This is a genomic window from Neomesorhizobium albiziae, assembly GCF_900114255.1.
GTDB lineage: Bacteria > Pseudomonadota > Alphaproteobacteria > Rhizobiales > Rhizobiaceae > Neomesorhizobium > Neomesorhizobium albiziae.
On sequence record NZ_FOSL01000013.1, the window covers coordinates 132177 to 143278 of the forward strand.

Here is an 11102-nt window from a genome sequence, read left to right on the forward strand (position 1 = left end):
CGTGCGTTACATCTCGTCAGGGGCGAGAACAGGCACCAAAACCAGAGTTTGACGGGTGGGCATCTATCTCCCGATCGCCGAAATGTCTGTCAATGTCTTCGTGCTGCTTGCCATGGGCGCGGCGGTGGGCTTCCTGTCGGGCATGTTCGGGGTCGGCGGCGGCTTCCTCATCACCCCGCTGCTGATCTTCTACAACATCCCGCCGGCGATCGCGGTGGCCACCGGCGCGAACCAGGTCATCGCTTCTTCCTTCTCGGGCGCGCTTGCGCACGTCAAACGCGGCACGCTCGACTTCAAGCTCGGCACCATGCTTCTGATCGGCGGCATCGCCGGGTCCACCGTGGGCGCCTATGTGTTTGCGCTGCTGCGCTCCATCGGCCAGCTCGACCTGTTCATCTCGCTGCTCTACGTCGCGCTGCTCGGCACCGTCGGCGGGCTGATGATGGTGGAAAGCGTAAACGCCCTGCGGCGCACCAGTTCGGGTGCTGCGCCGACAATGAAGAAGTCGGGCCAGCACAACTGGATTCACAAGCTGCCGCTGAAGATGCGCTTCCGCACGTCGAAGCTGTTCGTCAGCGTCATCCCGGTTCTGGGGCTTGGCGCCGCCATCGGCTTCCTTGCCGCCATCATGGGCGTCGGCGGCGGCTTCATCATGGTGCCGGCGCTGATTTATCTGCTGAAAGTGCCGACCAACGTCGTCGTCGGCACCTCCCTGTTTCAGATCATCTTCGTTGCCGCCTACACGACGCTGGTGCACGCCACCGCCAACCAGACGGTCGACGTGGTGCTGGCCTTCGTGCTCATGGTGGGTGGCGTCGCCGGCGCGCAATATGGCGCCAAGGCGGGGCAGAAGCTGCGCGGCGAACAGTTGCGGGCGCTGCTCGCCGCCCTGGTGCTGGCGGTGGCGCTGCGCCTTGCCTTCGATCTCTTCGTCAGGCCGGCCAACCTCTATTCGCTTACAGCGCTCGGAGGCATCTGATGGCCTTGCGGCGCATCGTCACCGCCTGCCTGGCCTGCCTGCTTCTGGCCGGCGGTGCTGAGGCGCAGGAACAGAACCCGGAAAACATCGAGATCGGCCTTTCCACCGACCGTGTCTCCATCACCTCCGACTTCGCCGGCGCCGACCTGACCATCTTCGGGGCGATCGACAATCCCGACCCGCTGATCAGCCGGCAGGGCCGCTACGACATCATCGTCGTGCTGGAGGGGCCGGCGCGGCCGGTGGTGGTGCGCCGCAAGGGCCGCGTCCTCGGCATGTGGATCAACACCAGATCCGAAACCTTCCTCAACGTGCCGATCTCCTATTCGGTGTCGACGACCCGCGCCTTCCAGGACATGACAACCCCGACCAGCTACAAGCAGCTGTCGCTGGGGCCGGCCAACATCTACATGGAGCCCGAAAACAAGCGGGCGAACCCGGTGACGATCCAGGAATTCACCGAGGCCCTGCGCGACCGCAAGCAGGCGACGGGCCTTTACAACGAACGCATCGGCGGCGTTCAGTTCCTGTCGCAGAACCTTTTCCGCGCAACCGTCGAGCTGGCGCCCAACGTTCCGGTGGGCACGCACAAGGCGCGCGCCTTCCTCTTCCGCAACGGCGTCTTCATCAAGGAAACTTCGGCGCAACTGGCGATCCTGAAGGCCGGCTTCGAGCAATCGATCTTCCTCGCCTCGCGCGACTACGGTTTTCTGTACGGCGTTTTCGCCGTGCTGCTTGCCATGTTGACCGGCTGGCTAGGCCGCCTCATCTTCCGCAAGGATTGATGGTGACGTGCCCTCTCCCATCGGAGGCGCGCAAACAGCTTGGGGAATGCCCGCTTCAAACCCGAAGGGCTACAGCCACCGCCTTACGCGCGACCGGTAGCCACGATAGACATCGCCGAATTTGCGCTCGAGATAGGCCTCCTCGCGGGCGACGACGCCATAGCGGATAACCAGCGCGAAAGGCGCCAGCGCTATCAGCAGCCAGAGATTGTCCAGCGCGATGGCGAGGCCGATCAGGCCGAGCACCATGCCGAGATAAATGGGGTTGCGTGTGAAGCGATACGGCCCGCTCTCGACGATGGCGGTGGTCGGCCGGTTGGTAGGGACGTTCGAACCGCTCCTGGTGACGGTAACGATTGCCCATGCAAACAACGCCAGTGCAAGTACAAAGATAGCTGCGCCAAGCCAACCCACGGGCAGGCCGGCTGGCAGGAACGGCAGCGGTACGAGCCAGTGCAGTGCGAGCCCGGCGACGACGGCAAGCGCCCATGCGAGCGGCGGCCGAACGACGACTTGAGCGGTATCAGCCGTGTCATCCATGGCAGGACCGTGACCCCAAGGTCCGTGTCGAGGCATTTGCAGGCAAACACATCCGGCGGAATGCATTCCACCTATGTCCGCTTGCAGACTATCGTCAAACTGCTTGCAAAGCCAATCTCGGACGGCGCAACGGCCCATTCATTGAACAGAGGAAGAACTATCCCGGTCTCAGCATCGAGCCGGCGATGGCGTAGATGCGCCGGGTGCCGAGCAGGTAGGCCATGAAGGCATCCCTGCTGAACAAACCGGCATAGGCGCGGTCGAGCACGTTGAGCGAACCGGTGTAGGAGCCGAAGGCCGGCATGATCAGCCGGCTGCCATCGCTGGCGAAGCAGCGCCGGCGCACCGAGCGACCGCGTTGCACGATGCGTGCGCAAGGGTGAAGGTGGCCCGCGATCTCGCCGGGCATCGCCACCCGTGACGGCTCGTGCCGGAACACCAGGTTGCCGATGGCAAGTTCCCTCACCGTCTCGCCGGGCAGGCCTTCCGGCGCGTCGGGATCGTGGTTGCCGGCAACCCAGAACCAGTCGCGGCCGGCCATCAATGCGGTCAGCCGGTGGCGGAAAACGTCAGGCATGTCGGCAGACCCCCTGCCGTCGTGAAAGCTGTCGCCAAGGCTGATCACCATCTTCGGATCGTAGTGCGCGACCACCGCCTGCAGCCGCAGCAAAGTGGCGGCGGTGTCGTAAGGCGGCACGAACGAGCCGCGGCGCGCGTAGGCTGCGCCCTTTTCCAGATGCAGGTCGGAAACCACGAGCAGGTCGAGTTCGGGAAAATAGAGCACGCCGCTCTGGTCGCAGACGGCGCGTTCGCCGGCGATCTCGATTTCCTCCGGCCTCGTTGCCGGCTTCACCGCGGTTTGGCTCATGCCCCGCCCATCGCTTCCTCGATCAGATCGTCCGCCGCTTCCGACAGAAGCATCTCGTTTGCATCGCCGGCCACCGCCTCCTTGCCGATCTCCATCATCACCGGCACGGCGAGCGGCGAAATGCGCTCCAGGTCCTTATGCATGATTCTACCCTTGATGCGCGACAGCATGTCGGCAAGTCTGCTGACATCGAGCAGGCCGGCCGCCGCATCCGCGCGTGTCGCCTGCAGGAGAATGTGGTCCGGCTCATGGCTGCGCAGCACGTCGTAGATCAGGTCGGCCGAGACGGTGACCTGGCGGCCGCTCTTTTCCTGGCCGGGATGGCGCTTCTCGATCAGCCCCGAGATCAGCGCGCAATTGCGGAAGGTGCGCTTCAAGAGCCAGCTTTCGGCAAGCCACGCATCGAGGTCGTCGCCCAGCATGTCCTCGTCGAAGAGTTCGGCGAGCGAGGGTTTGCGCCTCCTGAACATGGCGCCCATGTCTTCCAGGCCCCATACGGCGAGCGAATATTCCGTGGCGACGAAGCCGGTCGGGTGAGCGCCGGCGCGTTCCAGCCGGCGGGTCAACAGCATGCCCAGGGTCTGGTGCGCCAGCCGTCCTTCGAAGGCATAGGCCACCATGTAGAAGCGGTTGGCGCGCGGGAACGTCTCGATCAGCAGGTCCTTCCTGCGCGGCAGCACGGATTTTTCCTGCTGCAGCCGCAGCCAGTCCGACACCTGCTCGGGCAATTTCTTCCACTGGTCGGGATCGGCGAGCAGGCCGCGCACCTGGTCGGCGAGATAGGTCGACAGAGGGAATTTCCCGCCGGCATAGATCGGCACTTTCGCATCCACACCCGTGGCGTTGGAAACGTAGGCTTCGTTTTCGCGGATGCCCTCGAAACGCAGCGTGCGGCCGGCAAACAGGAAGGTGTCGCCCGGCGTCATCGTCTCCAGGAAGTATTCCTCGATCTTGCCGAGCGGCGCGCCGCCGCGCGAACTGGCGCCCCTGCCCTGCCTGACATAGCGCACGTTGAGCATCGGCTGCTCGATGATGGTGCCGACGTTCAGCCGGTACTGCTGGGCAAAACGCGGATGCGATATCCGCCACTTGCCGTCCTTGGTCAGTCTTATCTTGGCGTAACGCTCGTAGCTCCTCAGCGCATAGCCGCCTGTGGCGACAAAATCGACGACGCGGTCGAACGTCTGCCGGTCGACGCCCGCATACGGCGCAGCACTGATGATTTCGCCGTAAAGCTCGTCCGTGTCGAACGGCGCGCCGCAGGCGCTGCCCAAAACGTGCTGCGCCAGCACGTCGAGCGCGCCGGCGAGCAGCGGCGGCGTGTCCTGTGCGCCGAGGTAATTGGCTTCGAGGGCTGCCCGGCACTCCAGCACCTCGAAGCGGTTGGCCGGGATCAGCAGCGCCTTCGACGGCTCGTCCATGCGGTGATTGGACCGTCCGATACGCTGCGCCAGCCGGCTGGCACCCTTGGGCGCGCCGACATGCACGACGAGATCGACATCGCCCCAGTCGATACCGAGATCGAGCGTCGAGGTGGCGACGATGGCGCTGAGGCTGCCCGCCTCCATCGCCTTCTCCACCTTGCGGCGCTGGCCGACATCGAGCGAGCCGTGATGCAGCGCGATCGGCAGCGAATCGTCGTTCACCCGCCACAATTCCTGGAACAGCATCTCGGCCTGGCTGCGCGTGTTGACGAAAAGCAGCGTGGTCCGGTGCTCGCGCACGGCGTCATAGATTTCGGGGATGGCATAACGCGCCATGTGGCCTGCCCACGGCACGCGCTCCCTGGAATCGAGGATCGAGATGTCGGGCTTGGCGCCGCCGGCGACCGTGATCAGTTCGGACAGGCCGCCGGGCGGGTTCTGCGGCACCAGCCAGCGCCGCAATTCGTCCGGTTCGGCGACGGTCGCCGACAGGCCGATGGTCTGCAAGCCGGGAACGAAGCGGCGCAGCCGCGCCAGCCCGAGCGACAAGAGATGGCCGCGTTTCGAAGTCACCAGCGAATGCAGCTCATCAAGCACGACGTAACGCAGGTCGCAGAAGAACCGCTCGGCGTCGGCGGTAGAGATCAGCAGCGCAAGCTGTTCGGGCGTGGTCAGCAGGATGTCCGGCGGCGCCAGCTTCTGGCGCTGTCGCTTGTGCATCGGCGTGTCGCCGGTGCGCGTCTCCATGGAAATCGGCAGCCCCATCTCGCCGACCGGCTTGCCGAGGTTGCGCTCGATGTCGACGGCGAGCGCCTTCAGCGGCGAGATGTAGAGCGTGTGGATGCCGCGATGCGCCTCGCCGGGCTTGCGCTTCGGCCGCACGGCAAGATCGGTCAGCGACGGCAGGAAGCCGGCCAGCGTCTTGCCGGCCCCGGTCGGCGCGATCAACAGAACCGATTTTCCGGCCTGGGCGCGGGCGAGCAGCTCGATCTGGTGGGCGCGCGGCGACCAGCCGCGTTCCGTAAACCAGTCAAGGAAAGGCTCCGGCAGAAAGGCGGCGGCGTTCTCGGGCGCGAGGCGGGCTTGCTGCGTCACGCATCAGAAGTAGCGTGGGCATAGAAAAACGCCAAGCGGAATCTGGAACAAAACGGGATCGCCCGGCGACCGCTCCTTGCCCCACCCTTGCAGTTGATGAATCGCGGCGTCAAAAGAGCAACAAAAGCATCGAGACGACACTCATGACCGACACGGCAGCCTTCGAAGCCCGCATTGCCAGCCTGGAGACAGAAGTCCGTGCTTTGCAGGAAGCGGTTCTGCAATTGCAGAAGCAGATCGGTCCCACTCCGAAACCAGCGGAAACTCGGCTACGCTCGCGCGGCATGCTGGGCAGCCCGAAACCCGGCAGGTAGGCCGCCGTTATTCCTTTGCCGCCACCACGATCAGCCCTTCGATCGCTTCGCCGCGATCCATGCGGATATCGGCGCGCTCGAGCGATCTGACCGAGAGCCCCACGCCGGCGAGCAACCGCCGGAGGTACATCTGCGAATGCGCGTAGCGGCGGGAAGTGCGCAGCACGAAATCCTCCACGCCGGCGTGATGCTCGACCGAAAAGGCGAACAGGCCAGCCGCCTTGAGTGCCGCGGCGGCGGCCGCGAAAATGCCGTCGAGGCCCCCGAGATACATGAACACGTCGGCGGCGACGACGAGATCGGCGCTCTCCGGCGCGAGGCTTATGCTCTGCAGGTCGGCCTTCTCCAGCCTGTCATAGATATGCTTGGCCTCGGCCTTCCTCAGCATACCAGCCGAAATGTCGTAGCCTTCGAGAACACCGGCGACCGGGCGCAGCCGCGCCCCCATCAGGCCGGTGCCGCAGCCGAGATCGACGGCGCGGCCGAAACTGTCGCGCTGCGTCCGGATCGCCTGGTCGAGCAGTTCCGGCACGCGGTAGCCCAGTCTTTCCACCAGCGCACTGTCGAAGCTTCCCGCATACTGGTCGAACAGCGCCTCGACGAACGGGCTCGGGGGTGCTGCCGAAGCCGGCGCCGCCCCGATCAACTCCAGCTTCAGCGCCGCGCCCGGCCGGTCGGCGGGGTCGAGCTTCAGGCTCATGCGCCAGGCTTCCGCGGCCTGGTCGGCAGCACCCGCCGCCTCCTGCATTTCGCCAAGGCGAAACCAGCCCATCGCCCAGCCGGGCGCCAGTTCCAGCGCGCCGAGCATCAGCTCGGCCGCGGCGGCATGGTCGCCCGAGGCAAACAGCATTTCGGCATAGTCGGCGCGGCGGTCGGCGAGCATGTCGCCGGAAGCAAGATCGAGTGGTTTCAAGACACGGTTCCCTCCGGCATTGGAGCATTTTGCAACCAGGTGGAATCGCCTGGCGTCGCACAAATGCGGCAAACAAACAGATAGAGCGGAATGTACGGTTCAACCTGAATGCATTCCGCTCTAGCCGGTGGCGCTATATCGCGGAGTCAGGAGACGATTTCAACGGGCTTTCCCGAGCGGAACAAATGCCTATCTTGCAGGGGATGCGCGCCCGCGACCTGCTCCGTCCCCGGCCCGAAGGGCTCTACTGCCCGCCCGGCGATTTTTTCATCGATCCGGTGCGCCCGGTCGAACGGGCGCTGATCACCCACGGTCATTCGGATCATGCGCGTTCCGGGCACGCGAGCGTGCTCGCCACGCAGCAGACGCTCGACATCATGGCCATCCGTTACGGCGACGGCTTCGCCGGCGCCACGCAGGCAGCCACGCTCGGCGAAACCATCGACCTCAACGGCGTCAAGGCAACCTTCCACCCCGCCGGCCATGTGCTCGGTTCCGCGCAGATCTCAGTCGAGCACAACGGCGTCCGCATCGTCGCCTCGGGCGATTACAAGCGCCAACCCGACCCAACTTGCGTGCCGTTCGAACCGGTGAAGTGCGACGTCTTCATCACTGAAGCCACGTTCGGCCTGCCGGTTTTCCGGCATCCGCCCGACCGCGAGGAGATGGGCCGGCTGCTGAAATCCGTCGCGCAGTTTCCCGAGCGGTCGCATCTGATCGGCGCCTATGCGCTCGGCAAGGCGCAGCGCGTCATCCGCCTGCTGCGCGATCTGGGTTATGCGGAGCCGATCTATATCCATGGCGCGCTGGCGCGGCTCAGCGAATATTACGAAAGCCAGGGCGTGGCGCTGGGCCTGCTCGAACCGGCGACCGTGGAAAGCGGATCGAAACGGGATTTCGCCGGCGCCGTGGTGGTCGGCACGCCTTCGGCCTTCGTCGACCGCTGGGCGCGGCGCTTTCCCGATCCGGTCGCCTGCTACGCGTCCGGATGGATGCGCATCCGCCAGCGCGCCAAGCAGATCGGCGTTGAGCTGCCGCTGATCATCTCCGATCACTCCGACTGGGACGAACTGACCGACACCATCGTGGAGACCGGCGCGGCCGAGGTCTGGGTCACGCATGGCCGCGAGGAGGCGCTGGTGCGCTGGTGTGAGCTCAACGGCATTGCGGCGCGTCCCCTGCACCTCGTCGGCTACGAGGACGAGGGGGATTGATGATGACCGGTAGCGGCAGCATCGCATTCTCTCGCGCCCCCCTCTGTCCTGCCGGACATCTCCCCCACGAGGGGGGAGATGAGCTGCCATCAACGGCGGCGCTCATCCTTCGAGGTAGGCAATCTGGCGAAGTCGGCGACGCGACTAATCTCCCCCACAGTGGGGGAGATTTCCGGCAGGACAGAGGGGGGCAACGTAGAACTCGACATTCGCCCAGGTCGATGGCGCCATGAACCGCTTCGCCGAACTCCTCGACCGGCTGGTGCTGACGCCGTCGCGCAACGGCAAGCTGACACTCATCACCGACTATTTCCGCAGCGTCGAGGATCCCGACCGTGGTTATGCGCTGCAGGCGATCACCGGCGATCTCGCCATCGCAGCGGTGAAGCCGGCCATGCTGCGTGCACTGGTCGTCGAGCGCATGGATCCGGTGCTGTTCGGTTACTCCTACGATTATGTCGGCGATCTGGCCGAGACCGTTTCGCTGGTCTGGCCGGAACCCGAACAGAGCGCCAATCACGTGCCGACGCTTGGCGAAGTGGTGGAAAAACTGCAGTCGGCGAGCCGTTCGGATGGGCCGGGGGTGCTGGCGGGTCTGCTCGACAACGCCGGCATCTCGGCGCGGTTCGCCATCATCAAGCTGGTCACCGGCGGCCTGCGCATCGGCGTTTCGGCGCGGCTCGCCAAACAGGCGCTGGCCGATTTCGGCAAGGTCGACGTCGCAGAGATCGAGGAACTCTGGCACGGGCTGGCGCCGCCCTACGCGACGCTGTTCGCATGGCTGGAAGGCAAGGCGCCGAAACCGAAACAGTCGGCCAAGGCGCTGTTCCGGCCGGTCATGCTGTCGCATCCCGTCGAAGACAACGATCTGGCGAAGCTTGAACCGGCCGACTATGTCGCCGAATGGAAATGGGACGGCATCCGCGTCCAGGCGGTGTCGCTGGGCGGCGTCAGGCGGCTTTATTCGCGCACCGGCGACGATATTTCCGGTGCGTTTCCCGATCTGGTCGACGCCATGGACTTCGACGCAGCCCTGGACGGCGAACTGCTGGTCGGCACGCTGCCGCAATGGACCGGCACCTTCTCCGACCTGCAGCAGCGGCTGAACCGCAAGGCCGTCTCGGCAAAGATACGAGAGCGTTTCCCGGCATTCGTGCGCTGCTACGATGTCATGCAGATCGAGAGCGAGGATTTGCGGCAACTGCCCTTCGTCGAGCGAAGGCTGCGTCTGGAGGATTTCGTCGGCCTGCTCGAGCCGTCACGCTTCGACCTCTCGCCGACCATCCCCTTCTCCAGCTGGGAGGAACTCGAGGCGCTGCGCAAGGCACCGCCGCATCCGATCATCGAGGGGGTGATGATCAAGCGGCGGGATTCGGCCTACGTCGCCGGGCGTCCGAAGGGCCCGTGGTTCAAGTGGAAACGCGACCCGCACACGGTCGATGCGGTGTTGATGTATGCGCAGCGCGGCCACGGCAAGCGTTCCAGCTACTATTCCGATTACACCTTCGGCGTCTGGTCCGGGCCGCCCGAGGCGGGCGAACTGGTGCCGGTGGGCAAGGCCTATTTCGGCTTCACCGACGAGGAATTGAAACAGATCGACAAATATGTGCGCGACAACACGGTGGAACGGTTCGGTCCGGTGCGCTCCGTGCGGGCCGACGCGACGCATGGGCTGGTGCTCGAAGTCGCCTTCGAGGGCCTCAATCGCTCGACGCGCCACAAGTCTGGCGTCGCCATGCGCTTCCCCAGAATTTCCCGGCTGCGCTGGGACAAGCCCGCCCATGAGGCGGATCGCCTTGAAACGCTGACGGCAATGCTGGACTGAGCGTCCAAGGCGAGAAGGCGACAAGTCGGCAGGACCCGGGTAGGAAACGCAACGCTCAGGGACGTATATGGCAACCACAGACGCTGGCGATTAGCGGCGCACTACCTCCCTTCGTCATCCACGGGCGCAGCAGGCCGAAGGCCGTCGCGAAGACCCGAGGATCCATGCCGTGACAGCCGCGAGATGCGGAAAGCGGAGCAGAACGCGCGCCTCTCCCTTCTCCCCTTGTGGGACCATTGCAAAATCGTGGGGTTGTGATTCCCTGTTGTTGAACGGGGATTTTTGTGATGGCGAGGAAGTCTGGTGGGCAGTTCAGCTTTGTAGAGGCTTTGATGCCGGCCGCCCGCGAAGGGCGTCTGGACCGCCTGTCGGCGCTGGTGAAGTGGTGTCGCTTCGAGAAGGTTCTGGCGCGGCTTCGGCCGGTGGACGGTCCTGGGCGTCCAGCCTACGACACGCTGTTGATGTTCAAGGCGCTGCTTTTGCAGTCGCTCTATGGCTTGTCGGATATGGAGCTGGAGGAGGCGCTGGCCGATCGCCTGTCGTTCCGCCGCTTTGTCGGACTTGGGCTGGAGGAGACGGTTCCGGACCACACGACGCTCAACCGCTTCCGCAATCTTCTGGTGGAAGAGAAGCTTCTGGAGAAGCTGTTTGGCGAACTGGACCGGCAGATGGATCAGGCGGGCCTGATCCTGCGGCGCGGCACGATGCTGGACGCTACGGTGATCGAGACGATGGCGGCGCGGCTGGCGACCTGATTGAGGGGCGAACTGCGCCCGAAATCGCCCGCAGACACAAAATTCTAGCCCCTTCGACTCCAAATCGGCGCCATCGGCCGACAGCTCGCGACCTTCAACCTTCCGCCTGCGCTCAAAGCCTAATAGCGCAACGGTCCCACAAGGGGGGAGATATGCCCGCCCTCGCCTTGTCAGCATCTGTCAGCAGTCTTTCATTTTCTTTTATCCACACCCCTCCACCCTCCCGCATAATGCTGCCATCGCCGTCACGGAACCTGGTGCGCACCGGGTATCAGGGAGGGCGACGGTGCCGGATCGGTGGCGTTGCTGGGGCGAGGATGCCCCGAGGTCCGGGCCTGACCGAGGCTAGTTCGCGGTGTGAAAACCCGCGCTCCCTTTGCGGTCGGGCAA

At 64.8% G+C, this 11102-nt stretch carries 9 protein-coding genes and 1 pseudogene; 6 read left to right on the forward strand and 4 right to left on the reverse strand.

Translation table 11 applies throughout. The features are described 5' to 3' along the window. Positions 1–55 precede the first annotated feature (55 nt). On the forward strand, positions 56–979 hold the full coding sequence (locus F3H98_RS19850; protein ID WP_149762074.1) for a sulfite exporter TauE/SafE family protein: 924 nt from the start codon (positions 56–58) through the stop codon (positions 977–979). Continuing rightward, complete coding sequence (locus F3H98_RS19855) at positions 979–1764, forward strand: TIGR02186 family protein (protein WP_149762075.1); 786 nt, start codon at positions 979–981, stop codon at positions 1762–1764. Before F3H98_RS19850 ends, F3H98_RS19855 begins: the two co-directional genes overlap by 1 nt. Before the next feature lie 69 nt (positions 1765–1833). Here F3H98_RS19855 and F3H98_RS19860 read toward each other — a convergent pair whose 3' ends face one another. The 3 genes from F3H98_RS19860 to F3H98_RS19870 all read right to left on the reverse strand — a co-directional run bounded on the left by F3H98_RS19860 (position 1834) and on the right by F3H98_RS19870 (position 5691). Continuing rightward, entirely contained in the window at positions 1834–2304 is a 471-nt protein-coding gene (locus F3H98_RS19860) for a methyltransferase family protein (protein ID WP_149762076.1), read from the reverse strand. A gap of 157 nt (positions 2305–2461) precedes the next feature. Continuing rightward, the gene (pdeM, locus tag F3H98_RS19865; protein ID WP_149762077.1) at positions 2462–3172 is read right to left on the reverse strand and encodes a ligase-associated DNA damage response endonuclease PdeM; all 711 of its coding nucleotides are present in this window, start codon (positions 3170–3172) and stop codon (positions 2462–2464) included. After that, the gene (locus tag F3H98_RS19870; RefSeq protein WP_149762078.1) at positions 3169–5691 is read right to left on the reverse strand and encodes a ligase-associated DNA damage response DEXH box helicase; all 2523 of its coding nucleotides are present in this window, start codon (positions 5689–5691) and stop codon (positions 3169–3171) included. Before F3H98_RS19870 ends, pdeM begins: the two co-directional genes overlap by 4 nt. 143 nt (positions 5692–5834) lie before the next feature. Between F3H98_RS19870 and F3H98_RS19875 the strand changes: the two genes are divergently transcribed. After that, a complete protein-coding gene (locus F3H98_RS19875) occupies positions 5835–6005 on the forward strand; it encodes a GPO family capsid scaffolding protein (RefSeq protein ID WP_149762079.1) in 171 nt (56 codons plus the stop codon). A gap of 7 nt (positions 6006–6012) precedes the next feature. On the opposite strand, the gene F3H98_RS19880 is transcribed toward F3H98_RS19875, so the two are convergent. Continuing rightward, positions 6013–6918 carry a methyltransferase domain-containing protein gene (locus F3H98_RS19880; RefSeq protein WP_149762080.1) on the reverse strand — a complete coding sequence of 302 codons (906 nt, stop codon included), beginning with the start codon at positions 6916–6918 and terminating at the stop codon, positions 6013–6015. Between the two features lie 203 nt (positions 6919–7121). Here F3H98_RS19880 and F3H98_RS19885 point away from each other — a divergent pair, with 203 nt between their 5' ends. The 3 genes and pseudogenes from F3H98_RS19885 to F3H98_RS19895 all read left to right on the forward strand — a co-directional run. Then, entirely contained in the window at positions 7122–8132 is a 1011-nt protein-coding gene (locus F3H98_RS19885; RefSeq protein ID WP_149762095.1) for a ligase-associated DNA damage response exonuclease, read from the forward strand. Between the two features lie 229 nt (positions 8133–8361). Then, positions 8362–9957, forward strand: a complete 1596-nt coding sequence (locus tag F3H98_RS19890) for a cisplatin damage response ATP-dependent DNA ligase (protein WP_149762081.1) — start codon at positions 8362–8364, stop codon at positions 9955–9957. Between the two features lie 287 nt (positions 9958–10244). Continuing rightward, positions 10245–10700: pseudogene (locus tag F3H98_RS19895) on the forward strand (transposase); the annotation flags it as partial. Positions 10701–11102 lie beyond the last annotated feature (402 nt).

Excerpts from the sequence above, each read along its gene's own strand:
- F3H98_RS19885 (WP_149762095.1), top strand. The coding sequence starts at position 7,122 with ATGCGCGCCCGCGACCTGCTCCGTCCCCGGCCCGAAGGGCTCTACTGC.
- F3H98_RS19890 (WP_149762081.1), top strand. The coding sequence starts at position 8,362 with ATGAACCGCTTCGCCGAACTCCTCGACCGGCTGGTGCTGACGCCGTCG.
- F3H98_RS19875 (WP_149762079.1), top strand. The coding sequence starts at position 5,835 with ATGACCGACACGGCAGCCTTCGAAGCCCGCATTGCCAGCCTGGAGACA.
- F3H98_RS19855 (WP_149762075.1), top strand. The coding sequence starts at position 979 with ATGGCCTTGCGGCGCATCGTCACCGCCTGCCTGGCCTGCCTGCTTCTG.
- F3H98_RS19860 (WP_149762076.1), bottom strand. The coding sequence starts at position 2,304 with ATGGATGACACGGCTGATACCGCTCAAGTCGTCGTTCGGCCGCCGCTC.
- pdeM (WP_149762077.1), bottom strand. The coding sequence starts at position 3,172 with ATGAGCCAAACCGCGGTGAAGCCGGCAACGAGGCCGGAGGAAATCGAG.